At 63.9% G+C, this 22,910-nt stretch carries 20 protein-coding genes; 7 read left to right on the forward strand and 13 right to left on the reverse strand.

From position 1 onward, the window contains the following. Positions 1 to 14 precede the first annotated feature (14 nt). The 7 genes from CK227_RS09040 to CK227_RS09070 form a co-directional block, all read right to left on the reverse strand. Positions 15 to 1,121, reverse strand: a complete 1,107-nt coding sequence (locus CK227_RS09040) for an ABC transporter substrate-binding protein (RefSeq protein WP_095772571.1) — start codon at positions 1,119 to 1,121, stop codon at positions 15 to 17. Positions 1,122 to 1,363: 242 nt separating this feature from the next. Further along, a complete protein-coding gene (locus tag CK227_RS09045; RefSeq protein ID WP_095772570.1) occupies positions 1,364 to 2,536 on the reverse strand; it encodes an iron-containing alcohol dehydrogenase in 1,173 nt (390 codons plus the stop codon). A gap of 18 nt (positions 2,537 to 2,554) precedes the next feature. Then, positions 2,555 to 3,940 carry an aldehyde dehydrogenase family protein gene (locus tag CK227_RS09050; protein WP_095772569.1) on the reverse strand — a complete coding sequence of 462 codons (1,386 nt, stop codon included), beginning with the start codon at positions 3,938 to 3,940 and terminating at the stop codon, positions 2,555 to 2,557. 17 nt (positions 3,941 to 3,957) lie between these two features. Beyond that, the gene (locus CK227_RS09055) at positions 3,958 to 4,320 is read right to left on the reverse strand and encodes a hypothetical protein (protein WP_095772568.1); all 363 of its coding nucleotides are present in this window, start codon (positions 4,318 to 4,320) and stop codon (positions 3,958 to 3,960) included. A 1-nt stretch (position 4,321) separates the two neighbouring features. Further along, positions 4,322 to 5,692, reverse strand: coding sequence for a glutamine synthetase family protein (locus CK227_RS09060; protein WP_095772567.1), 1,371 nt, complete (start codon positions 5,690 to 5,692; stop codon positions 4,322 to 4,324). A gap of 87 nt (positions 5,693 to 5,779) precedes the next feature. Then, positions 5,780 to 7,342 carry an amino acid permease gene (locus tag CK227_RS09065; RefSeq protein WP_095772566.1) on the reverse strand — a complete coding sequence of 521 codons (1,563 nt, stop codon included), beginning with the start codon at positions 7,340 to 7,342 and terminating at the stop codon, positions 5,780 to 5,782. Between the two features lie 20 nt (positions 7,343 to 7,362). Then, positions 7,363 to 8,181 (reverse strand): N-formylglutamate amidohydrolase, encoded by an 819-nt coding sequence (locus CK227_RS09070; RefSeq protein WP_095772565.1) that lies wholly within the window; start codon positions 8,179 to 8,181, stop codon positions 7,363 to 7,365. Positions 8,182 to 8,317: 136 nt separating this feature from the next. Here CK227_RS09070 and CK227_RS09075 point away from each other — a divergent pair, with 136 nt between their 5' ends. From CK227_RS09075 to CK227_RS09085, 3 genes are all read left to right on the forward strand, one after another. Further along, positions 8,318 to 9,145 carry a MurR/RpiR family transcriptional regulator gene (locus tag CK227_RS09075; RefSeq protein WP_095772564.1) on the forward strand — a complete coding sequence of 276 codons (828 nt, stop codon included), beginning with the start codon at positions 8,318 to 8,320 and terminating at the stop codon, positions 9,143 to 9,145. A 202-nt stretch (positions 9,146 to 9,347) separates the two neighbouring features. Further along, positions 9,348 to 10,508 carry an efflux RND transporter periplasmic adaptor subunit gene (locus tag CK227_RS09080; protein ID WP_095772728.1) on the forward strand — a complete coding sequence of 387 codons (1,161 nt, stop codon included), beginning with the start codon at positions 9,348 to 9,350 and terminating at the stop codon, positions 10,506 to 10,508. Continuing rightward, positions 10,505 to 13,636 carry an efflux RND transporter permease subunit gene (locus CK227_RS09085; RefSeq protein WP_095772563.1) on the forward strand — a complete coding sequence of 1,044 codons (3,132 nt, stop codon included), beginning with the start codon at positions 10,505 to 10,507 and terminating at the stop codon, positions 13,634 to 13,636. The genes CK227_RS09080 and CK227_RS09085 overlap by 4 nt, the downstream gene beginning before the upstream one ends. A gap of 3 nt (positions 13,637 to 13,639) precedes the next feature. Here CK227_RS09085 and CK227_RS09090 read toward each other — a convergent pair whose 3' ends face one another. The 6 genes from CK227_RS09090 to CK227_RS09115 all read right to left on the reverse strand — a co-directional run bounded on the left by CK227_RS09090 (position 13,640) and on the right by CK227_RS09115 (position 19,568). Then, positions 13,640 to 14,050 carry a GtrA family protein gene (locus CK227_RS09090; protein WP_095772562.1) on the reverse strand — a complete coding sequence of 137 codons (411 nt, stop codon included), beginning with the start codon at positions 14,048 to 14,050 and terminating at the stop codon, positions 13,640 to 13,642. Continuing rightward, positions 14,047 to 14,865: a ChbG/HpnK family deacetylase gene (locus CK227_RS09095; protein WP_095772561.1), complete on the reverse strand. Its 819-nt coding sequence runs from the start codon at positions 14,863 to 14,865 to the stop codon at positions 14,047 to 14,049. The genes CK227_RS09090 and CK227_RS09095 overlap by 4 nt, the downstream gene beginning before the upstream one ends. Then, positions 14,862 to 15,842: a glycosyltransferase family 2 protein gene (locus CK227_RS09100; protein WP_095772560.1), complete on the reverse strand. Its 981-nt coding sequence runs from the start codon at positions 15,840 to 15,842 to the stop codon at positions 14,862 to 14,864. The genes CK227_RS09095 and CK227_RS09100 overlap by 4 nt, the downstream gene beginning before the upstream one ends. Then, positions 15,835 to 17,016, reverse strand: a complete 1,182-nt coding sequence (locus CK227_RS09105) for a glycosyltransferase family 87 protein (RefSeq protein ID WP_095772559.1) — start codon at positions 17,014 to 17,016, stop codon at positions 15,835 to 15,837. The genes CK227_RS09100 and CK227_RS09105 overlap by 8 nt, the downstream gene beginning before the upstream one ends. Positions 17,017 to 17,231: 215 nt before the next feature. Further along, positions 17,232 to 18,269, reverse strand: coding sequence for a zinc-binding dehydrogenase (locus CK227_RS09110; RefSeq protein ID WP_095772558.1), 1,038 nt, complete (start codon positions 18,267 to 18,269; stop codon positions 17,232 to 17,234). Positions 18,270 to 18,326: 57 nt separating this feature from the next. Then, on the reverse strand, positions 18,327 to 19,568 hold the full coding sequence (locus tag CK227_RS09115; protein WP_095772557.1) for an acyl-CoA dehydrogenase: 1,242 nt from the start codon (positions 19,566 to 19,568) through the stop codon (positions 18,327 to 18,329). A gap of 114 nt (positions 19,569 to 19,682) precedes the next feature. On the opposite strand from CK227_RS09115, the gene CK227_RS09120 reads away from it, so the two are divergent. Genes CK227_RS09120 through CK227_RS09135 form a run of 4 tightly spaced genes read left to right on the forward strand, consistent with a single transcriptional unit; the run spans position 19,683 to position 22,843 of the window. Further along, positions 19,683 to 20,498: an SDR family oxidoreductase gene (locus CK227_RS09120; RefSeq protein ID WP_095772556.1), complete on the forward strand. Its 816-nt coding sequence runs from the start codon at positions 19,683 to 19,685 to the stop codon at positions 20,496 to 20,498. A 39-nt stretch (positions 20,499 to 20,537) separates the two neighbouring features. Next, a complete protein-coding gene (locus CK227_RS09125; RefSeq protein ID WP_010911413.1) occupies positions 20,538 to 21,023 on the forward strand; it encodes a MaoC family dehydratase in 486 nt (161 codons plus the stop codon). After that, complete coding sequence (locus CK227_RS09130; protein ID WP_095772555.1) at positions 21,020 to 22,054, forward strand: phosphotransferase; 1,035 nt, start codon at positions 21,020 to 21,022, stop codon at positions 22,052 to 22,054. The genes CK227_RS09125 and CK227_RS09130 overlap by 4 nt, the downstream gene beginning before the upstream one ends. Before the next feature lie 12 nt (positions 22,055 to 22,066). After that, positions 22,067 to 22,843, forward strand: coding sequence for an SDR family oxidoreductase (locus tag CK227_RS09135; RefSeq protein ID WP_095772554.1), 777 nt, complete (start codon positions 22,067 to 22,069; stop codon positions 22,841 to 22,843). Positions 22,844 to 22,910: the final 67 nt, after the last annotated feature.

Raw genomic sequence — 22,910 nt, forward strand, 5'->3', positions numbered from 1 at the left:
GTGGATCTCAACTGTTACTTGACGTTGGCGCCGACAACGGCGTCCCAGTTCTTGGTGATGGCTTCCTTGGCCTTGCCCTGCTCGTCGAGCGTCGGGAACACCGCGGCCGCATAGGACTCGGCCGGCGGCAGCTTGGCCAGCACGTCAGCCGGGATCTTGCCGTTCTTGGCGAGATCGTTGAAGCGGATCGGGTGGCAATAGCCCTTCAGCCAGGCGATCTGGCCTTCGTCGGAATACAGGTATTCCAGCCAGAGCTTTGCTGCGTTCGGGTGCGGTGCGTAGGCGCTGATCGCCTGCACGTAGACACCGGCGACGACACCTGTCTTCGGCACGACGACGTCGACGGGCGGGTTGCCCTTCAGCGTGTCGCGACCGGCGAGCGCGTTGTAGTCCCAGGTGACGAGGATCGGGGTCTGGCCCTGGGCCAGCGTCGCGGCCTTGCCGATGACCGGCACGAAATTGCCGGCGGCGTTGAGCTTCTTGAAGAAGTCGAGGCCAGCGGTGCCAGCAGCTTCACCAGCCGCCGCGCCCGACGAGAGACCAGCGGCATATACCGCCTGGATGGCCTGGTTCGAAGCGCGCGGATCACCGGCAAGAGCGACCGAGTTGGCGAATTCCGGCTTCAGCAGGTCGGCCCAGTCCGTCGGCGATACCTTCACCAGGTCCTTGTTCACCTGGAAGGAAAGCACACCGTAGTAATCGCCCGTCCAGAAGCCGTCGGCATCCTTGGCGCTGTCGGGGATCGAGTCCCAGGTCGACACCTTGTAAGCCTGGATCAGACCGTCCTTCTTGGCGGACGGGCCGAAAGACAGGCCGACGTCGATGACGTCGGGAGCCTGCGGACCCTTGTTGTCCTTGTTCGCCTTGATCGCCTCGACCTCGTCGCCGGAACCGGCATCGGGGTTGAGTTCGTTGATGGTGATTTCCGGATACTTAGCCTTGAAGCCGTCGATGACCGCGCCGTAACCGCACCAGTCATGCGGCAGTGCGATGGTGGTGAGCTGGCCTTCGGCCTTCGCGGCCTTGACGAGATCATCCAGCGAAGCCGCGGACGAAATCACCGACGACACCATCAGGGTCGCGGCCGAAAGGGAAAGCACCTTCCCCGTGAATTTGAACATGTGTTCTCTCCGTTGAACTGACGCCGTTGGACGCCTGCGATGCGGTATCGTTTTCATGTGACAGCCAGATGAAAGCTTTGTGAAACCGGCTGCTCGCAGTGCGAAAAAGTAAACTCTTTTTAACCGGTTGTAGCAATCGCCTCGCGATTCTTTTTCCGGCTAATTAGTTTGTGCCTTGCCCTTCATCTCCTCCCTTGTCTTTCTGCCCCTTTTTCAGATCAATTTTCCATGCGGAAAGCGTCTCAGATCGTGCCGGCGATGGCGTTTTCCAGCAGCGTCAGCGCCGCCTTCTTGGTCAGCTTGACGGGGTTGCCGCCGGCAGTCGGATCGACCACCGCCATGTCGGCGATAAGCGCCTTGCGCTTCTTGTCCATGTCGAGCCCCTTGATCAGGCCCGGCAGCGCGTGCGGCACCTTCAACTCCTTGCGCAGTTTGATGATCGCCCTGGCGAAGCCGTCGAAGCCGCCCTTGATGCCGCAATAGGCGGCGAGCCGGGCGATACGCTCCTCGATGGAGTTACGGTTGAAGGCGAGCACATAGGGCATGAACACCGCATTGGTCATGCCGTGATGGGTGTCGTAGAGCGCGCCGATCGGGTGCGACAGCGAGTGGATGGCACCCAGCCCCTTCTGGAAAGCGGCGGCGCCCATGGCGGCCGCGCTCATCATATGGGCGCGCGCGACAAGGTCCTTGCCGTTGGCATAGGCCTTCGGCAGGTTCTCGAACACCAGCCGGACACCCTCGACGGCAATACCGTCGGCCATCGGGTGATAGCCCGGCGCGCAATAGGCTTCCAGGCAGTGGGCAAGCGCATCCATGCCGGTGCCGGCGGTGATGAAAGCGGGCATGCCGACCGACAGTTCCGGATCGGCGATGACGATCGCCGGCAAGAGCTTCGGATGGAAGATGACCTTCTTGGTGTGCGTCTCCTCATTGGTGATGACGCCCGCGCGGCCGACTTCCGAGCCGGTGCCGGCCGTGGTCGGCACGGCGATGATCGGCGCGATCGCATCCGAATTGGCGCGCGTCCACCAGTCGCCGACGTCCTCGAAATCCCACACCGGCCGCGTCTGGCCGGCCTGGAAAGCGATCAGCTTGCCAAGATCGAGCGCCGAGCCGCCGCCGAAGGCAATGACGCCGTCATGCTTGCCCTTCTTGAACACGGCGATGCCGGCGGTGAGGTTGGAATCGACCGGGTTCGGCTTCACCTCGGAAAACACACCGTAAGGCACCTTGGCGTCGTCGAGGATTTTCAGCGTCGAAGCGACGACCGGCAGTTTCGCCAGGCCCGGATCGGTGACGAAGAGCGGCCGCTTGATACCGGTGGCTGCAAGCACCTCTGGGAGTTCCTTGATGCGCCCGGCGCCGAAACGGACGGTGGTGGGGTAGTTCCATTTGGAGATGAGCTGGGACATTTTTTGTCTTTCGAAAAATCAGATGGCTTCGCGCAGGTGGAAGGATTTCGGCCGGGTCAGATTGTCGTAGCCGATGGCCGACAGTCCCGCGCCCTTGCCGGTGTCCTTGACGCCGGTCCAGACCAGCGCCGGATCGAGGTAGTCGCAGCGGTTCATGAACACCGTGCCGGTCTCGACGCGGTTGCCGATCGCCACCGCGTGTTCGGTATCGCGCGTCCAGATCGAGGCGGTCAGCCCATAGGCGCTGTCGTTCATCAGCGCGATCGCCTCCTCGTCGTTGCGCACCTTCATGATGCCGACGATCGGGCCAAAGCTTTCCTCGCGCATGACGCTCATCTGGTGGTCGACTTCGGTCAGCACTTCCGGCGCCAGATAGGGCGAACCGGCCTTGTCGTCAGCCACCTTCATGTTGATGTGCGCCTTGGCGCCCTTGCGCAGCGCTTCGGCCTTCTGCTCGCGGATCAGGTCGGCGAAACGCGCCTGCGCCATCGGCCCCATCGTCGTCGCCTGCTCCAGCGGATTGCCGACGACATAGTTTTTCGTCTCGGCGATGAAGCCCTCGACGAACTCGTCATAGACCTTCTCGTGCACGTAGACGCGCTCGATGCCGCAGCAGCACTGGCCGGAATTGTAGAAGGCACCGTCGACCAGATTGGCAACCGCATGGTCCATCTTGGCGTCGGGCAGCACATAGGCCGGGTCCTTGCCGCCAAGCTCGAGGCCGAGCGTCATGAAAGTGCCGGCCGCCGCCTTTTCGATGGCGCGGCCGCCGCCGACCGAACCGGTAAAGTTCACATGGTCGATCTTGCCTGAGCCGAGCAGCTTTTCAGTCTGCGCGTGGTTGAGCACGACATTCTGGAACACGCCCTTTGGCAGGCCGGCTTTGTCGAAGGCCTGCTGAAAACGCTCGCCGACGAGCAGCGTCTGTGCGGCATGCTTGAGGATGACGGCATTGCCGGCCATCAGCGCCGGCACGACGGTGTTGACGGCGGTCAGGTAAGGATAGTTCCACGGCGCGATCACCATGACGACGCCGAGCGGATCCTTCTTCACATAGCGGCGAAACCCATCCTTCGGGTTTGAGGCCGGCACGGATTTCAGCGCCAGCTCGGCGATCTCGACCATGTAATTGGTGCGTTCCTTGACACCGCCGAACTCGCCGCCATAGCGCACCGGACGTCCCATCTGCCAGGCGATCTCCGGCACGATCTCGTCGGTCATCGCCACCAGCGCTTCGAGCATCGCGAGAATGTACTTGCCGCGCTCGACGATCGGTACCTGCGCCCACTTCTCCTGCGCCGCCTTGGCGCGCTCGACCGCGGCGTTGACCGCCTGGTCCGTTGCCACGGGCCGCTCGGCGTAGATCGAACCATCGATGGGGGATTTGAGTTTTACGGTTTCCAATTAAACGCTCCTGAACTTCATTCTTCCAACACAACCGACGTGCCGAACCAGACGTCTCCAACGTCTGGTTCGCGCATATTTTTCGACAGCCAAATTTTCACGACAGTCTCGATTATCTCTTCCGGTCTTGACCCATACTTGTGTTCCGCCACCCAGATCTTGTCCCGACCGGTAATCGGGATCGCTCCCTTTGCCAGGAGGCCCTTCAGGGCCGCCTTAGTGAACGTTTCCAAGTCCACACCGTCGAGACCGAATTCGTGCCGCCCGACCGGAATTATCTGCCACAAGCCGACGGCATCAACGTCAAGTTCATTTGGAACGCGCGCAACCCATTCCGCCGCCGACATGTCGTAGCCGCGATGGCGCTTGTTCCAATCCATCTTAGTACCGCTCGAACCCCCTGTGCAGTTCCCAATCCGTAATCCGGCGGTCGTATTCCAACTGCTCCCACTTGGCGGTGTGGACATAATGTTCGAGCACGTCCTCGCCGAGCGCCTGTTTCAGCATCTTCGACTTGGCCAGCGTCTCGGTGGCGTCGCGCAGCGTCTTCGGAATCTCCGGGAGGCGCGAAGCCTGATAGGCATCGCCGACGAAAGGTTTCTGCAGTTCGAGCTTCTCGTCGATGCCGGCAAGGCCGGCGGCGATCAGCGCCGCGAAGGCGAGATAGGGGTTCAGGTCGGCGCCGCCGATGCGGCATTCCATGCGGATGCCCTTGGTGCCCTCGCCGCACAGGCGGAAGCCGGCGGTGCGGTTGTCCTCGCTCCACATGATCTTGGTCGGCGCGAAGGTGCCCGCCTGGAAGCGCTTGTAGGAATTGATGTAGGGCGCCAGGAACCAGGTGAACTCCTTGGCGTATTTCAACTGCCCCGCCGCCCATTGCTGGCCGAGCGTCGACAGCGTCCAGTCAGCCTTCTTGTCGAAGAACAGCGGCGTCTTGCCGTCGGCGCTCCACAGCGAATTGTGGATGTGGCTGGAGTTGCCGGCGAGCCCGTAATTGTACTTGGACATGAAGGAGATCGCCTTGCCCTCGGACTCGGCGATCTCCTTGGCGCCGTTCTTCAGGATGACGTGGCGGTCGGCCATGTCGAGCGCCTCGGCATAGCGCACATTGATCTCTTCCTGGCCGGGACCCCATTCGCCCTTGGAGTTCTCGATCGGAATGCCGGCCGCTTCCATCTCGTTGCGAAGCCGGCGCATGACGCCTTCTTCCTTGGAGGTGATGCCGATCTGGTAGTCGCCTATATAGGGCGAGGCGGTGTCGAGGCCCTGCCAGTGCTTCTTGCGGGCCGAATCGTAGGTCTCGCTGAACAGGTAGAATTCGAGCTCGGAGGCAAAGTAGCCGATATAGCCGCGCTCGGAGAGCCGCTTGACCTGCTTCTTCAGGATGGCGCGGGGCGAATGTGCCAAATCCTCATGGTCGTGGTGATCGAGCACGTCGCAGATCACCAGCGCCGTCTTTTCCAACCATGGAATGCGCCGCAGCGTGGCGAGATCCGGCTTCATGACGAAATCGCCATAGCCCTTCGACCAGCTTGCCGCCTTGTAGCCCGGCACCGGCTCCATATCGATGTCGGCGGCCAGGAGATAGTTGCAGCCATGCGTCTCGTCATGCGCGGAATCGACGAAATACTGCGCCAGGAACCGCTTTCCCGCGAGCCGCCCCTGCATGTCGACGATGCAGGCCAGCACCGTGTCGATCTCACCGCCGGAGACCGCTTTCTTCAACTGATCGAACGAGAAATTTCCGGCCATTCCTGTGGCACTCCAGCGCTGGTCGATTGAGAGGGAGTAACGAAGCCATGGCCGGCACGATGCCGGCCATGGTCATGAAGAAAAGGATCAGTTTCCGGTCTCGCCGACCGCCTGTTCGGCGGCCTTGATCGCCGCCTGACGCGCTGCGATCTGGTCGCCAATCGGCGGCCCCTGGAAGCGGCGGTTCTCGAAGCCGTACCAGAGCACCGCGGTCAGCACGAGGAAGCCGACGGTAATGTAGAGTACCTTGTCGTTCGGCGGCTGGACGGCGATGTAGAAGATAATCGCCATGCCGATGACGGACAGGAGGCAGAATAGTTTGAACAGGCCGCTGCCGAGATTCCACGGTCCGGGATTCGGCCATTTGGCGGTTCCGAAAGTCATCATGCCGAGCACAATCGGAATGGTGAAGGACAGGAACAGGAAGACCAGCGTCGAGTTGACGACGATGGTGTAGATGTTTGTACCGCCGATCGAGATGAACTGGGCCAGGAAAACATAGACGATCTCGAGAATCGCGGCCGTCCAGATCGCGTTGACGGGAGTGCGATATTTCGGCGAGACCTTCGCCAGTCCGGCCGATCCGACGGGCATGCCGCCGTCACGCGAGAATGCAAACAGCATCCGCGAGGCGGAGGTGACGGTCGCAAGGCCGCACAGAAACTGCGAGATCAGGATCGCAAGGTAGAGCAGTTCCTTGAGCCAGACCGGCAGGATTGTGTCCATGGTCGAGAAGAACACGCTCCAGCCCTGCTTGGCACCTGCCGCCAGGTCCGGAATGGCCAGAGTGATCGCGCAAACCATCACCCAGCCGATCAGCGACGACCACAGCACCGACGAGATGATCGCCCGCGGCACGGAGTGCGCCGCCTTCAGGGTTTCTTCCGAAGTGTGCGCCGAAGCATCATAACCGGTGATCGTATAGACCGGCAGCAGCAGGCAGAGCAGGAACAGATAGGTCATGGAATCCGACTGCGGGAAAACGCCGCCGCCGGCATCGCCGGAATAGTTGGTGAAGGTCCACAGCCGCGTGACGTCGATCGCCGGAGCAAACACGAGGCAGGCCACGATCAGCACGGCCGTGGCGCCGAGGATCAGGAAGCCGGAGGCATCCGTCAGCATGGCAGTCAGTCTGATGCCGAAATGATTGCAGAGCGCCTGGATGACCGTGATGATGGCAACAAATCCGACGATCTCGCCCGGCGTGCCGGTGATGCCGAACCAGCTTCCGAACGTACCAACGAAGAAGAATGCGGTGCCGATATTGATGGCACCGAGCACGGTGATCAGCCCGAGCAGATTGAGCCAGGCGGTAAGCCAGCCGGTGAAGCGGTTTCCAAGAATCGACGACCAGTGGTAGAGGCCGCCCGCGGTCGGAAATGCGGATGCGATCTGCGCCATGGCAAGGGCGAAGAATCCGGACACGGCGCAGCCGACGATCCAGCCGATGCCGGCGCCGGCGCCTCCGATCGACGAGATGGCCTGGGCGAAGGAATTGATGCCGCCCGACAGAATGCAAATAATCGAGAACGATATCGCGAAATTCGAGAAGCGGCTCATGCTTCGCGACAATTCCTGGGCATAGCCCATCCCGTGGAGAACCTTTAGGTCCTCGTGCTTGTCGACTTCTGTGTAGTCTTGCGCTGACATTTTAGTCCCCTATTTGGTTTTTAGCTGGCCGATTGAACTGACTTTCCCATGGCGCGTTGTCGGGAGCCCCTGGCCTCCTCGGGCTCCAGATTCGAAAATATGCCGGTGAGCAGATCCGCCCATTTCCGCTGCCCGGTCTCACCGGAGATTTCATCGTTGCGGATTTCGATCATCGCGCAGGGCAACCCGCGCGAGCGTGCATGCCGTTCCAGCGTGAAATAGACGCGGTCGGCCGGCGAATAGGGCTCGTTGACACCGACGGTGATGCCGGCAAGCCGCTTGAGCGCCGATATCAGTGGCGACGCCAGCCGGCGATCCTCGTCATGGATGATGCCGATATGCCAGGGCCGGTCGCGGCCCTTGTAGACCGGTGTGAAGGAATGCACGGACACCAGCCGGGTCTCCTGGCCGCGCGCCAGCCGTTCCTCGACGATGCGTTCGATGGTGCCGTGAAATGGCTGCCATGACAGGGCGATCCGTGCCGCGCGCTGCTTTTCCGACAGGCCGGCATTGCCCGGTATGGATGTCGTCTCGCTGACCGGCGGCACGAGGTCCGGCGCGTCGAGCGGCCGGTTGCAGTCGATGACCAGGCGCGAAATGCGGGTTTCGACCAGCGTCGCATCGAGCGCTTGCGCCATGCGCGTTGCCACCGGCAGCGCGCCTGGATCCCAGGCGATGTGGCGGGACAGGTCTTCGGCGGCAAGGCCGAGCGTGCCGAATTCGGCGGGCAGGAAATTGGAGGCGTGGTCGCAAGTCAGCACGAAAGGGCTCGATCCGCCCGGGTTCGTGACCCTCACGGTATCGGGCGATGCAAGGCTGGCGGGCCGTGCTTTCTCCATAGTCTGTCGTCCCCGGGGAGCGCTGTATCGTATGTTACGTATTTTGCCTCATTGCGTCCCTATGGATGATTTCATACAGTTTACCAGGCTTTGTCAAATGCGATCTCATGGACCAGGCCAAGGGGTGGGGGAAAAGATGATTTCCAGCATTGCCGAACTGATAGCCGACCGCATCGGCACGATGCCGGCCGGCGAACGGCGCGCGGCGCAGACGCTGATCGCCAGCTATCCGATGATCGGCCTGAAGACGGTCGCCGAATTCTCGACTGCGGCCGGCGTCTCCTCGCCGACGATCCTGCGCTTCGTGGCCCGGCTCGGCTTCCAGAACTATCCGGAGTTCCAGTCGAGCCTGCAGGACGAATTGGCGGCGCAGCTGCAGTCGCCGGCAATACGAACGCTCAACCCGCCCTCGCCCGGCGGCGGCACGGTCTCGCCGATGCTGGAAGCGACGCTCGACAATATGCGCGAGACCTTTCGCCACCTCTCCGACAAGCAGCTGGCGGACATCGCGGCACGACTTGCCGACCGGCGTGGCAAGACATTCCTCATCGGCGGCCGCTTCACCGATCCGCTGGCGCGCTACATGGCCGCCCACCTTGCCGTCATCCAGCCCGACGTCTTTCACCTAGCCGGCCAGGAGAGCATGTGGCGCGACCGGCTGATCGACATGGGCAAGCGCGACGTTCTGGTGATCTTCGACATCCGGCGCTACCAGGACAGCCTCGTCCGCTTCGCCGAAAAGGCGCATCAGCGCGGCGTCCAGATCGTGCTGTTCACCGACCAGTGGTTGTCGCCGATCGCCCGGTTTGCCCGCCATGTCATCGCCGGACGAACCGCGGTGCCTTCCGCCTGGGATTCCTCGGCCGCGCTCTTCGTCGTCGCCGAAACGCTGATCGGCGCCGTCACCAGACAGCTCGAGGCCGACGGCGCCCGGCGCATCCGCGAGATGGAAGGTCTGCGTTAGCAAGGTCACCTGCCAATCGCATCCGTTCTAGGCGGGCATCTCGAATTCACGTTACCGAGATTTAATGTGCACGATTGCGTGATAATTGCCATAAACCGCTGATACCGGGATGTGGCGTGGCCGGTTTTCGCCGCCAGCCCGTATCGTCGCTGCATCCGCTTCCGTCTGGAACCGGCAGGCGATTCTTGCCGCTGGAGTGTCGATGCCGAACTGGAAACAGATTGTCCTTGCGTTTGTGGTCGTGGTCGCAGCAGCGGCTGTGTGGGCGCGCTTCTACCCCGGCGCTCCTCAAGTGCTGGCGCGTTGGGGCATCGACTGGGCTTATGGCGCGACACCTTCGGCGCAGGACACTGCGGCGGCTGGCTCCCGGCAGGCGGGGCGCAACGGCCTCCGGATTGCCACCATCGTTGCATCGCCGGCCGCCTCGGCTGTCATCAACGACCGCCTGCAGGCGATCGGCACCGGCCGCGCCAACGCTTCGGTGACCGTCAATCCCTACAGTTCCGGCCGCCTTGCAGAATTGCTGGTCGAATCCGGCGGCCATATCGACAAGGGACAGATGATCGCGACGCTCGATTCCGAGACCGAGATCATCGCACAGAACCGCGCCAAGCTCGCATTGCAGGATGCGCAGTCCAAGCTCGACCGCGTCAAATCGCTGCGCGCTTCCAATGCCGCGACGCCGGTCGCCGTCGCTGATGCAGAGGTGATTCTGGCGGGCGCCAAGCTGGCGCTGCAGGACGCCGAGCTTGCGCTGCAGCGTCGCTCCATTTTGGCGCCAATATCAGGCACCGTCGGCATCCCGCCGATCTCGGCCGGCAACTACGTGACAAACCAGTCGGCCATCGCCACGCTCGACGACCGCTCCTCGATCCTGGTTGATTTCCAGGTGCCCGAGCGCTTCGCCGCCGCCGTCAAGGTCGGCGCGCAACTGACGGCGACGCCGATCGCCAATCCGAGCAGCGCCTATACCGGCACGGTCTCGGCCATCGACAACCACATCGACGAGAAGAGCCGCACGTTGCTGGTCAAGGCCAAGATCGCCAATCCCGCCGATTCGCTGCGCGCCGGAATGTCATTCTCCATCACCATGAAATTCCCTGGCGAGACCTACCCGGCCGTTAGCCCGCTGGCGATCCTGTGGGGCTCGGACGGCGCCTATGTCTGGCAGATCGAGGACGGCAAGGCCAAGCGCGTGCCGGTGCGCATCATCCAGCGCAACACCGAGACCGTGCTGATCGATGCCGAGATCGACAGCGGCGACATGGTGGTCACCGAAGGCACGCAGAGCGTCAGCGAGGGCGGCGAGGTCCGCATCGCCGGCCAGGAGCAGCGCGCCGCCGACACCGCCGAAGGCTCATGACCGGACCCGTCAACGCCGCCGGCGATAACGGCTTCACCGCGCTGTTCATCCGCAGGCCGGTCATGGCCTTCGTGCTCAACGTCCTCATCGCGGTTGCCGGCCTCGCCGCCTTCTACGGCGTCGAGATCCGCGAACTTCCGGACGTCGACCGCGCCGTGGTCACCGTTTCCACCACCTTCCAGGGCGCCGCGGCCGAAACCGTCGACCGCGAGCTCACCGACACGATCGAAGGTGCCGTCGCCCGCGTCTCCGGCGTCAAGTCGATCTCGTCTTCCTCCTCGTTCGGCCAGAGCCGCGTCACCATCGAATTCAACGACGGCGTCGACCTCAACGTCGCGGCCTCCGACGTGCGCGATGCCGTCGGCCGCGTCGCCAACCAGATACCGGACACCGCCGATCCGCCGCGCATCGTCAAGGCCGATGCCAATTCCGATGCGGTGATGCGGCTTGCTGTGACGTCCGACAACATGTCGGTCCAGGACATGACCGTGGTGGTGCAGGATCAGATCGAGGACGAACTGGCAGCCGTGCCCGGCGTCGCCGACGTCCAGGTCTATGGCGACCGCGACAAGATCTTCCGCATCGACGTCGACCAGAACAAGCTCGCCAGCCTCGGCTTCACCGTCGCCGACCTCCGGACAGCCCTGGCGTCGGTCGCCTTCGATTCCCCTGCCGGATCGATCACCACGACCAACCAGGACCTCATCGTCCGCACCACGGCGGACGTGACCGCGCCCGGGGAATTCGAAAACATCATCATCGGCGGCACGACGCGCATCCGCGATATCGCCACCGTCACGCTCGGCCCCGATGTCGGCCAGACCACGCTGCGTTCCGATGGCAAGACCGGCATCGGCATCGGCATCATCCGCCAGGCGGAATCGAACACTTTGGACATCTCGACCGGCGTTCAGGCCGCTGTCGCCAAGCTGCAGGAAAACCTGCCCAAGGGCATGGCGATCAAGATCACCAGCGACGACGCCGTCTTCGTCAAGGGCGCGGTCCACGAGGTCGAGATCGCGCTCGGCCTGTCGGTGACCATGGTGCTGATCGTCATCTACATCTTCCTGCTCGACTGGCGCGCCACGCTCATCCCCGGCCTGTCGATGCCGGTCGCCATGATCGGCACCATCGCCGCCATCTATCTGGCCGGCTTCTCGGTCAACATCCTGACGCTGCTCGCCATGGTGCTGGCGACGGGCCTTGTCGTCGACGACGCCATAGTTGTGCTTGAAAACATCGTGCGACGGCGCAACGAAGGCATGGGGCCGCGTGCGGCCGCCGTGCTCGGCGCGCAGGAAGTGTTTTTCGCCGTCGTTGCCACGACGCTGACACTGGTCGCCGTCTTCGTGCCGATCTCCTTCCTGCCCGGCCAGACCGGCGGCCTGTTCCGCGAATTCGGCTTCGTGCTTGCCATGTCGGTGCTGCTGTCCTGCGTGGTGGCGCTGACGCTTTGCCCGATGCTCGCCTCGCGCATGCTGACCGGCGCCTCACTTCACCACGAGGGCGGCCACGGCTTCGGCGCCCGTATCGGCGGCGTGTTGAATACCGCCTACAGGCGCACCCTGCACGCTTGCCTCGATGCGCCCTGGATCGTGGTCCTGGTCGCGGTGCTGTTTGCCGGCACTGCCTTCACCCTGTTCGGCACCATCCGCCAGGAACTGACGCCGACCGAGGACCGCGCGGCCGTGCTGTTGCGCATCAATGCGCCGCAAGGCGTCAGCCTCGATTACACGACGCAGCAGATGCAGAAGATCGAGAAGCTGATCCAGCCGATGCGCGATTCCGGCGAGATCCGCTCGACCTTCGAGAATGCCGGCCAGAACGGCTCCTACAATTCCGGCTTCATGGTGATGACGCTGGCGCCCTGGAACGAGCGCAGCCGCAGCCAGCAGGAGATCATGGCCGAGATCAGCCAGCTGACCAGGCAGGTGCCGAGCGTGCGCATCTTCCCGGTGCAGCCCAACAGCCTCGGCATCCGCGGCGCCGGCAACGGCCTGCAATTTGCGCTGGTCGGCAACGACCGCAAGGCGCTCGGCGACGCGGCGGTGAAGATCATCGCCGAGATGCAGAAGGATCCGGGCTTCCAGACGCCGCGCTTGTCGATCGACCCGACGCAGCCGCAGCTGGCCGTCGCCATCGACCGCGAGCGCGCCTCAGACCTCGGCATCGACATCACGGGGCTGGCCAACACCATGCAGGCCATGCTCGACGGCAACGATGTCGTCGACGTCTACATCGCCGACCGCAGCTATGGCGTGAAACTGGTCTCGACCACCAATCCGATCAACGATCCGACCGATCTGGAAAACGTCTTCCTGAAGACGGGAGACGGCCGCTTCGTGCCGATGTCGACCATAGCCACGCTGACCGAACGCGCCGTGCCGCCATCGCTGTCGCGCGAACAGCAGCAGCCATCGGTGGCCATCACCTCCAACCTCTCGGGCAATTCCGCGCTTGGCGACGCGCTGGGCCGCGCCGAGGCGATCGCCACGCCGCTCTTGCCGCCGGGCAGCCGCATCCTGCCGCTGGCCGAAGCCGCCACGCTGGGCGAAACCAACAGCGCCATGGTCACCATCTTCGGCTTTGCGCTGGTCATCATCCTCCTGGTGCTGGCCGCCCAGTTCGAAAGCTTCGTCAGCGCCGTCATCATCATGGCGACCGTGCCGCTCGGCCTGGCCTGCGCCATCTTCGCCTTGCTGCTGTCGGGCACCAGCCTCAACGCCTACAGCCAGATCGGCCTGGTGCTGCTGGTCGGCGTGATGGCGAAGAACGGCATCCTGATCGTCGAGTTCGCCAACCAGCTGCGCGATCGCGGGCTCGGCGTGCGCGAGGCGATCGAGCAGGCTTCGACCATCCGCCTGCGGCCAGTGATGATGACGATGATCTGCACCATACTTGGCGGCGTGCCGCTGGTGCTGGCGGCGGGCGCGGGTGCCGAGGCACGCGTGGCGCTCGGCTGGGTCATCGTCGGCGGACTGGGGCTGGCCACCGTCTCGACACTGTTCCTTACGCCGGTCGCCTATCTCCTGCTTGGCCGCTTCGTCACACCGAAGACCCATGAGGAAACACGCCTGAAGCGCGAGCTCGAGGAAGCCGCCTATGTCGGTGTGGAGCCGGCGCAGTAGCCGTTATTTCAGCAACCGGCCTTCGATCGACCAGCGCGCGGCAAGGAAATTCAGCACCGCCGCCACGATGACACCGCCGATCTTCGCCGGCCACACGCCGGCAATACCGGCGAAAAGTGCGATCGACAGGCTGGAGACGCCGAGCGAAATCAACGCACCAAGCGAGACGAAACGCAGGAAGGCGTCATGCAGCCGGATGGCCTGGTTGCGCTCGAACGACCAGAAGCCGTTGGCCAAGAAAGAGAAGATGACGGCGATCGACCATGAGACGACATTGGCCGGCAGCGGCGGGACATGCAGCTTGAGCAGCAGAAAAAAGCCGGCAAGGTCGATGGCCGTGTTCGCCAGTCCGACAATGGCAAAGCGCACGATCTTGCTGCCGGTCGAACGCCGGGGCTGGTCGGCGCCGCTCATCCCTTGCCGTCCATGATCTCGACGCCGGCGCGTGCGAGGCTCGCACCGAACGCGTCGGAGGCCAGCACCGCGTATTCCACCTCGCGCACGCCTTGCATCGGGTCGCGCGCCCGCAGCGTCTCGTCAACATGGCCGGGATGGCACATGAACAGGCCTCGTTCCGGCAGCGCCTCGAGGGCGGCCTGCAGAACCGGCGCGAACCGTTCGGGCTGCCGCCAGTCATAGATGCCGGCGAGCGGCTCGAAAAGGGTAAAGCCGGCGCGTGCCATCGACCGGTTGAAGCCGGCGGCCACGGCGGCGATTGCCGCGACCTTCGGCGCGACGACGGCATCGCCCAGCGCCGGAGCGCCACGCAGCGCCGGCCGGCCGCCGGCTTCGGGAAAACACCCCCGCAGCCATGTGCGCACGACGGGCAGGAAATGCACGTGCTGATGCCCGTCGATGAAGTCCGGCTGGCGGCCAAGCGCCTCGACGAAGCGGCTGTGCTGCGCGTCGAGCTCGGCGTGGACATCGCGCTCGTCAATGCTTGCGCGCAGCACCGGCAGCGCCAGCGAACGCAGCGGCGGCAGCCGGCCTTCCGGCGCCAGGCTCGACCGGCCGGTGACGGCTGGCTGGTCGGTGAGGGTCAAGTGCAGCCCCACCGCCGCGCGGCCGCACAGCGGCTTTATGCGCGCCGCCGCATCACGCCATTCCGGAAAGCCGGTCATGCAACTGGTGCCGGTCAGGCGGCCGAGATCGAGCAGGTCGAGAATTCCGGCGGAAACGCCGGGCGCCAGGCCGTAGTCGTCGGCGATCAGGCGAATGCGCCGCGTCATGCGCCGGACGCGCCTGGCGGCCTGTCGGAGACGCCACGCACGACATCGCGCACGATATAGACCGGGCGGTCCTTGCTTTCCGAAAGCGTGACCCAGACATATTCACCGATCAGGCCGAGCAAGGTGAGGTTGAGGCCGCCGAGCAGGACGACGGCGACCATGAGGCTGGGATAGCCGGGGACGGCGATGCCGTAGAACAGCACCTCGAAGAACACCTTGGCTCCGTAGAGGATCCCCGCCAGCGCCGCCAGCATCCCGCTCAGGCTGATGATGCGCAGCGGGATGACAGAAAAGGACGTAAACCCTTCCAGCGAGAAGGCGATCAGGTTGAGCCGGCTCCACTTCGACTTGCCGGTGACACGGTTTTCCGGCGAATAGCTTATGGCCTTCTGGCGGAAGCCGGCCCAGGCGAACAGGCCCTTGTTGAAGCGCCTTTTGTCACGCAGGCTGGTCAGTGCGCGCACCACGGCGCCACGCATGACGCGGAAGTCGCCGGCATTTTCTGGAATGTCGAAACGCTGGCTGCTGTTGATCAGGCTGTAGAACAGCTTCGCCAGCTGGCTGCGCCGCCAACTGGCCTCGCGGCGGTCGTTCTGTGCGTAGACGACGTCGATATCCGGATTTTCCACCAGTTCGGCGATCATCTTCAGGCTGATGTCCATCGAATGCTGGAGGTCGGCGTCCATGACCAGCGCCATGTCGCCGCGCGACTGGTCGAGGCCGGCGAGCACCGCGACCTCCTTGCCGAAATTGCGGCTGAGCCGGACGATCTCCCAGGAACCCGACAGCGCCTGAGAAAACCGCTCGGCGCCATCGTCTCGGCTGCCGTCGTCCACCAGAATCTTGTGGACTTCCATGCCGAAACGCTGCGACACTTCCGCTTCGAGCTTGTCGAGCAATGCGGCAAAGGCCGATGCCGACTGCGCCTCGTTCAAGAACGGCGCGACGATATCGAGAATGGGCCGCGCCTCAGCCATTTGCGACAGGCCTTTCATTCATCACCTTGACTCCCCTCACCTTGCCTCGCGCCCTGGCCCAGAACCACCAGATCAGGGGACCGGCAATGAGGGTCACCGCGATCGGCCGGAACCAGGGGTACAGGAAATCATGGATGTGACGTTCGACGCCCGTCAATCCGGTCAGGAACAGCATCACGGACAGCACCGAAGCCAGGACGCCGCCCCGTTCCTCGCGCCACAACAAGGCGATAGCGAGACCGGCCGGCACGGCGATCATGGCATAGGTGTTGGGCTCGACGCGCGGGTTGAAGACGCACATGTAGAACGTCGCCGCCAGGAAGATGACAAGACCAGCCGTCCCGCGTTCGAGCTTGCGATCGAACCAGATGACGAATGAAAGCGTGAACAAGGCCATGACGATGCGCACGATCGTGGCGCCGAATTCCGGGAGGGGCAAGCCGATTGTCGTGAAGGGCGCCGTGAAGTCGGTGGGAACAAAGTGGCTGGTATTGTCGACAGCCATCGAGGTCAGCATCCCGCCAAAGACACGATACTGGTCGTTGAGATAGCTCGCGGGAGCGAACGCATAGGGCAAGGCGAGCACGAACAGCACCGCCAGCACCAGCACCGGTATCAGCCGCAGGCGCAGGGCGCCGACCAGCAAAAGCATGATGATCGCGGTCGGCTTGGCGATGATGGCGACCGAAGCCCAGAAGAAGGTTTCTGCACGCCGCCCTTCGAGCGCCGACAAGGTGAGAAGCCAACAGGCGCCGGTCAGCAGGATCGTCGCCTGGCCGTTGCGGATCGCCCCCAGCGCCATCGGCAAGGCAAGGAACAGGCCGTAGGAAAGCAGCCATGGCAATTCCCCGCCACCGAGCCTGCGCACCTGCCGCATCGCGGCGTAGGTCAGCACCGCGAAACCGATGATATGCCACGCCAGTCCACCCAGATGCGGTCCGAGCTCGAGTATGGGAACATAGAGCGCGGCAAAGGCCGGGGCGTAGAGATATCCCATCTCGGACTGGATATCGTAGAGCGGCCGGCCGGCCAGGAATTCCTGACTGCCGTATCTGTAGGCCTGCAACACCGAACGCGTGTCGGGCGACCACAGGATCATGGCAAGGACGACCAGGAACGCTCCCATCCACAGGCCAAGTCCCAGACGGTCGAAAACCGGCTTGGAAATCGTCATCAAAGGCACCCCACACATTCCGGAACAAGCCCTTGCCCGCACCGTCCGGCATTTCGATGGCGGCATATCACGGACAAAGCGAAGTGGCATAGGGGCTGAAAGACGCGGCCATCATCTCGGCGGGCCGCCGCGGATGGTTGGACGCCGCGGCTTCTGACCGGGAAGAACCTCTGAACGGCCTCGTATTCGCGCCTCTGGCGTTGCTTCGAACAACATCAAGGCCGAATGAAAACCTTGCCGTTGGGCTTGGCCAGTTCCGCCGGCACCCGCGCGATCGCCTCGGCGAGCGGCACGACAGCCGTGACATCGGTCGACCAGCGTCCGTCGGAAAAGCGCTTCTGCGCTTCCAGGATCGCTGGACCGCGCCGCTCCTTGAATTGCCGCATCCATTCGCTCAGCCAGAAGCCCTCGATATGCTTGTGTTGGAAGATCAGTTGGCCGGGTTCGCGGATGATGGTGGCGTCGGCATCGAGCCGTCCATAGATGATCCAGCGCGAGCGCTTCGGCATGGCGTTGAAGATGGCCGAAGCCAGCGGCCCGGTCACCGCATCGAGGAAGATGCGCGGTTGCTCCGCCTTCATCACCTCGCGCAGCGTGGCCTCGAAATCCGGCGCCTTCTCGTTGAGCACATGGGCAGCGCCGATCTCCTTCAGCAGCGCAATCTGCTCATCGCGGCGCACGGTGACGATAGGCCGGAACCCTTCCTCCTTGGCCAGGCCGATGATCAGCTTGCAAAGCTGGCTGGCGCCGGCGGTCATGACGAAGGCCTTTTCGCCCTCCTGCTTGACGATGTCGAACATGGCGATGGCGGTAATCGGATTGACGATCATCGCCGCGCCGTCCTCGTCGCGCACCGTGTCGAGCAGCGGAATGCAGGCCGCCGCTTCGGCGACGGCATATTCAGCCCACGAGCCCCAGTTGCTAAGGCCGGTGGCGAAGGCGACGCGCTTGCCGACGAGGCTTTTGGCATAGGGGTCGTCGCCGCCGGCAACGACCGTGCCGACGCCCTCGAAGCCGGCTGGCCGGCCCTTGACGCGCGGCTGGCCGTACTGACCCTTGATGAAGGCGACGTCGGATGGGTTGATCGAAGCCAGGCTGACCCTGATCAGCACCTGGCTCGGGCCCGGCGTAGGCACCGCGATGCGGCCCGGCTCGAGATAGGGCTCCATCGACGCGAGCGCGCTGCCGCTCGGCGTCTTGGTGTAGCCGTCGCCGACCAGGAGCAACGCCTTCATTTCGGAGGGAATGGTCATCGGTGACACTCCTTGTTGTTGGCAGAAGGCCCATAGCGCAGTTGACCGAGCGCCTGCTCAGAGCTTCTCCTGCGTGTACTTCTTCAGCTCCGTCCGCGCCACTTGCCGGCGATGCACGGCGTCGGGCCCGTCGGCCAGGCGCAATGTCCTCAGGTGCGTCCACGAGCGCGCCAGAGGCGTGTCCTGGCTGATGCCTTGCGCGCCGAACATCTGCACCGCCTCGTCGGTGATCCTCAGCGCGACGCGCGGCGCGATGACCTTGATCTGGCTGATCCAGGGGGCAGCGGCGCGCGCATCGCCCTGGTCGATCATCCAAGCCGCCTTGAGGCAGAGCAGCCGGGCCATCTCGATCTCCATGCGGCATTCGGCGATGATGTCGAAATTGGCGCCGAGTTTCGCCAGCTTCTGGCCGAAGGCCTCGCGGCGCACGGAGCGCTGGCACAGCATCTCCAGCGCCATCTCGGCCTGGCCGATGGCGCGCATGCAGTGATGGATGCGCCCGGGACCGAGCCGCCCTTGCGCGATCTCGAACCCCCTGCCCTCGCCGAGGATCAGGTTCGAGGCGGGCACACGCACATTGTCGAAGCGCAGGTGCATGTGGCCATGCGGCGCGTCGTCGTCGCCATAGACCTGCATGGCCCGAACCTTGGTCACGCCCTTTGTGTCCGAGGGCACCAGGATCATCGAATGGCGGCGGTGCTGCGGCTCGCCGTCGCCGCCGGTCCGCACCATGACGATGTAGATGGCGCAGCGTGGATCGCCGGCGCCCGAGGCCCACCATTTCTCGCCGTTGAGCACATAGTCGTCGCCCTGCCGCTCGCAGCGCATCGCAATGTTGGTGGCGTCGGACGAGGCGACATCCGGCTCGGTCATCAGATAGGCCGAGCGGATTTTTCCGTCCAAAAGCGGCTCAAGCCACTCCTTCTTGTGGTCGGCCGAGCCGTAGCGCTCCAGCACCTCCATATTGCCGGTGTCCGGCGCCGAGCAATTGAAGGTTTCGGCGCCGAGATGCGCCTTGCCCATTTCCTCGGCGAGATAGGCATATTCGACGGTGGACAGGCCATAGCCGCGTTCCGAGCCGGTCAGCCAGAAATTCCACAGGCCGCGCTCCCTTGCGGTCTTCTTCAGCCCTTCGAGGATTTCGCCCTGGCGTGGGCTGTAGACCCAGCGGTCGCCTGCCTTGCCCACTTCGCCCAAGAATTCCTTGTCGAGCGGCATGATCTCGTCACGCACCATGGCCGCGACGCGCGCGTGGATCGGCTTCAGCCGCTCGGTCATGCCGAGATTCATCTCCGTCATCGGTCGCTAACCCTTCATAGAGGCCCGGCAATTTACCCGTGGCAAGGATGACCGTACTTCGGATAGCCTTGTCAACGCGAACTCTTTGCCCAGGGCAGAGCGCGGAGGATTGGAATGGCCTATCTCGACGAGCTGTTTTCGGTGGCCGGCAAGACCGCGCTGGTGACGGGCGCGGCGACCGGCATCGGCCGCATGGCGGCGACAGCGCTGGTCAAGGCCGGCGCCAGCGTGATGATCGCTTCGCGCAAGGGCCAGGATTGCATCAGGGTCGCCGATGCGTTGAACCGACTTGGCGCCCCTGGCCGGGCCGAGGGCTTTGCCGGCGACGTCTCGAGCGAAGCCGGCATCGCCGCACTCGTCGCCGAGGTCAAGGCGCGGACCGCCAAGCTCGATATCCTGATCAACAATGCCGGCGTTTCCTGGGGGGCGCCGCTGGAGAGTTTTCCTTATTCGGCATGGGCCAAGGTGCTCGGCGTCAATGTCACCGCCGTCTTCCACCTGACCCGCGAATTGCTGCCGCTGCTCGAGGCCGCGGCAAGCGACGCCGATCCGGCACGGGTGATCAATCTGGGTTCGGTGATGGGGACGCAGCCGCTGGCCGACGACGCCTATTCCTACACGGCGTCCAAGGCCGCGGTGCATCACCTGACGCGTACGCTCGCACTCGAATTCGCCCCCCGCCGCATCACCGTCAACGCCTTTGCCCCCGGCCCTTTCCAGAGCCGCATGACGGCCTTTGCCACCGGTACGGATGAGCAGGCCAAACATGTCGGCAACCATGTTCCGATCGGCCGTATCGGCGCACCGGATGACATTGCCGGCGCAACGCTCTATTTGTGCAGCCGTGCAGGCAGCTATGTCACCGGCGCCATCCTGCCGATCGACGGCGGGCAGTCGGTGCAGCATGGATTGACCTTGTTCAAGGAATGACATTTTCCGGCCGTAGAAGCCGGAGGTGAACTGGAGGACATGAGCGTGGAACCGATCAGTCTCGATGTGCTTCTGGCCAGTGTCGGCAAGGAGGTTGGCGTTTCGCCGTGGCGGGTGGTGACGCAGCGCATGATCGACCAGTTCGCCGACGCCACCGACGACCACCAGTTCATCCACTGTGATCCCGAGCGGGCCAAGCGCGAGACGCCGTTCGGCGGCACCATCGCGCACGGCTTCCTGTCGCTGTCGCTGCTGTCGGCAATGACGTTCGAGACAATGCCGCCGCTGGAAAACAGCAAGATGGGCGTCAACCACGGCTTCGATTCGCTGCGCTTCCTGGCGCCGGTGAAGACCGGCGCGCGCATCCGCACCCGTTTCGTGCTGGCCGACGTCAAGGTGAGACCCTCGGGCTGGGTGCAGACGGCGCACGACGTGACGATCGAGATCGAGGGCTCGAAGAAACCGGCCCTGACCGCCCGCTGGCTGACGCTGACGCTGATCGAGCGCCAGCCCGAGACCGCATGATCGACCCCAACGCGCTCGACCAGGCAGCGCTTGCGCCTTACCTCGAGGCGGAAATACCCGGCGTTTCCGGGCTTGCTTCAATCGAAAAATTCAAATCCGGCCAGTCCAACCCGACCTATCTCATCACGGCGGACAGCGGCCGCTATGTGCTGCGCGCCAAGCCGCCGGGGCAGTTGCTGAAATCGGCGCATCAGGTCGACCGCGAATTCCGCGTGATGAAGGCCCTTGCCGGCACCGCCGTTCCGGTGCCCGAAATGCTGCATCTGTCGGCCGAGGACTCGCCGATCGGCCGCATGTTCTATGTCATGGATTTCCTCGACGGCCGTATCTTCTGGGATCCGGCATTGCCCGAGGCACGTGACAACGAAGAACGCGCCGCCATCTACGACGCCATGAACGGCACGCTCGCGGCCCTGCACGATGTCGATGTCGACGCGGTGGGTCTCTCCGATTTCGGCCGGCCGGGCAATTATTTCGAACGGCAGCTGGCACGCTGGACCAGCCAGTACCGCGCCTCCGAAACCGCCATCATTGCCGACATGGACCGACTGATCGCCTGGCTGGAAACGCACCTGCCCGCCGATGACGGCCTGATATCGCTGGTGCATGGCGACTACCGGCTGGACAATCTGATCTTCGCGCCGGGCCAGCCAAGGGTCATCGCGGTGCTCGACTGGGAGTTGTCGACGCTTGGCCACCCCTTTGCCGATATCGCCTATCAATGCATGCAATGGCGCCTGCCGCATGCTTCCGGCTTTCGCGGCCTCGGCGGCGTCGACCGCGCCGCGCTCGGCCTGCCTTCCGAGGAAGACTACGTCGCTGCCTACTGCCGGCAGCGCGGCCTCAGCGGCATCGGCAACTGGACCTTCTTCCTCGCCTTCTCCTTCTTCCGGTTGGCGGCGATCTGCCAGGGCGTCTACAAGCGCGCGCTGGACGGCAATGCCTCCAATCCCGAAAAGGCCAGGACCTATGGCGAGGCGGTGAAGCTGCTGTCGCATCTCGCCGCCAGACTGATCGACAAGCAGACATGACGGGGAGCCATTATGGGCCGCTTTGACGGGGCAACGGTGCTGATCACAGGCGCCGCCGGCGGTCTCGGCCGGGGTGCTGCGAAAGGCTTTGCCACCGAGGGCGCGCGGCTGGTGCTGTCGGACATCGACGAAAAGGCGCTCACCGATCTCGCCGCAACCTTGCCCGCCGAGACGGCGTTCCTGGCCGGCAACGTAGCGGACGAAAAATTGTCCGAGGACCTGGTCCGGCTGGCGGTCGAAAGATTCAGCAGGCTGGATGTCGCCATCAACAATGCCGGCATCGTCCAGAGTCTCGTGCGCCTGCCGCAGGTTCCGTCGGACGAGGCCCGCCGCGTGCTTGAGATCGACCTGCTTGGCGTCTTCTATGCCATGAAGCACCAGATCCCGCAGATGGAGCGCCAGTTCGGGGCGACGGCCAAGGGCGGCGCTATCGTCAATATCGCCTCGGTTGCCGGACTGGTCGGCGCGCCGAAACTCTCGGTCTATGCGGCCGCCAAGCATGGCGTCGTCGGGCTGACCAAATCGGCGGCCGCCGAATATGCCACCAAGGGTGTGCGCATCAACGCCATCTGCCCGGCCCACACAAGGACGGCAATGGTGGACAGTTTCGTGCGCGCCTCGGGTGCCCCGGAGGCAGAGGCGTTGGCCGAACTGACACGCGGCGTGCCGATGAAACGCGTGGCGGAGGTCGACGAAATCATCGCCGCCATCCTCTTCGCCGCCGACCCGGCCAATTCCTTCATGACCGGCCATGCGCTGGCCATAGACGGTGGCGTCGGGGCGATCTGATGCCTCCCGCTTGGGAACCTGCGGCGCCCTTGTCCGTTTCCGTACAGCGTATATAATTTAGCGCAGA

Source organism: Mesorhizobium sp. WSM4308 (assembly GCF_002294905.1).
GTDB lineage: Bacteria > Pseudomonadota > Alphaproteobacteria > Rhizobiales > Rhizobiaceae > Mesorhizobium.

Excerpts from the sequence above, each read along its gene's own strand:
- CK227_RS09040 (WP_095772571.1), bottom strand. The coding sequence starts at position 1,121 with ATGTTCAAATTCACGGGGAAGGTGCTTTCCCTTTCGGCCGCGACCCTG.
- CK227_RS09045 (WP_095772570.1), bottom strand. The coding sequence starts at position 2,536 with ATGTCCCAGCTCATCTCCAAATGGAACTACCCCACCACCGTCCGTTTC.
- CK227_RS09055 (WP_095772568.1), bottom strand. The coding sequence starts at position 4,320 with ATGGATTGGAACAAGCGCCATCGCGGCTACGACATGTCGGCGGCGGAA.
- CK227_RS09060 (WP_095772567.1), bottom strand. The coding sequence starts at position 5,692 with ATGGCCGGAAATTTCTCGTTCGATCAGTTGAAGAAAGCGGTCTCCGGC.
- CK227_RS09065 (WP_095772566.1), bottom strand. The coding sequence starts at position 7,342 with ATGTCAGCGCAAGACTACACAGAAGTCGACAAGCACGAGGACCTAAAG.
- CK227_RS09070 (WP_095772565.1), bottom strand. The coding sequence starts at position 8,181 with ATGGAGAAAGCACGGCCCGCCAGCCTTGCATCGCCCGATACCGTGAGG.
- CK227_RS09075 (WP_095772564.1), top strand. The coding sequence starts at position 8,318 with ATGATTTCCAGCATTGCCGAACTGATAGCCGACCGCATCGGCACGATG.
- CK227_RS09080 (WP_095772728.1), top strand. The coding sequence starts at position 9,348 with ATGCCGAACTGGAAACAGATTGTCCTTGCGTTTGTGGTCGTGGTCGCA.
- CK227_RS09085 (WP_095772563.1), top strand. The coding sequence starts at position 10,505 with ATGACCGGACCCGTCAACGCCGCCGGCGATAACGGCTTCACCGCGCTG.
- CK227_RS09090 (WP_095772562.1), bottom strand. The coding sequence starts at position 14,050 with ATGAGCGGCGCCGACCAGCCCCGGCGTTCGACCGGCAGCAAGATCGTG.
- CK227_RS09095 (WP_095772561.1), bottom strand. The coding sequence starts at position 14,865 with ATGACGCGGCGCATTCGCCTGATCGCCGACGACTACGGCCTGGCGCCC.
- CK227_RS09100 (WP_095772560.1), bottom strand. The coding sequence starts at position 15,842 with ATGGCTGAGGCGCGGCCCATTCTCGATATCGTCGCGCCGTTCTTGAAC.
- CK227_RS09105 (WP_095772559.1), bottom strand. The coding sequence starts at position 17,016 with ATGACGATTTCCAAGCCGGTTTTCGACCGTCTGGGACTTGGCCTGTGG.
- CK227_RS09110 (WP_095772558.1), bottom strand. The coding sequence starts at position 18,269 with ATGACCATTCCCTCCGAAATGAAGGCGTTGCTCCTGGTCGGCGACGGC.
- CK227_RS09115 (WP_095772557.1), bottom strand. The coding sequence starts at position 19,568 with ATGACGGAGATGAATCTCGGCATGACCGAGCGGCTGAAGCCGATCCAC.
- CK227_RS09120 (WP_095772556.1), top strand. The coding sequence starts at position 19,683 with ATGGCCTATCTCGACGAGCTGTTTTCGGTGGCCGGCAAGACCGCGCTG.
- CK227_RS09125 (WP_010911413.1), top strand. The coding sequence starts at position 20,538 with ATGAGCGTGGAACCGATCAGTCTCGATGTGCTTCTGGCCAGTGTCGGC.
- CK227_RS09130 (WP_095772555.1), top strand. The coding sequence starts at position 21,020 with ATGATCGACCCCAACGCGCTCGACCAGGCAGCGCTTGCGCCTTACCTC.
- CK227_RS09135 (WP_095772554.1), top strand. The coding sequence starts at position 22,067 with ATGGGCCGCTTTGACGGGGCAACGGTGCTGATCACAGGCGCCGCCGGC.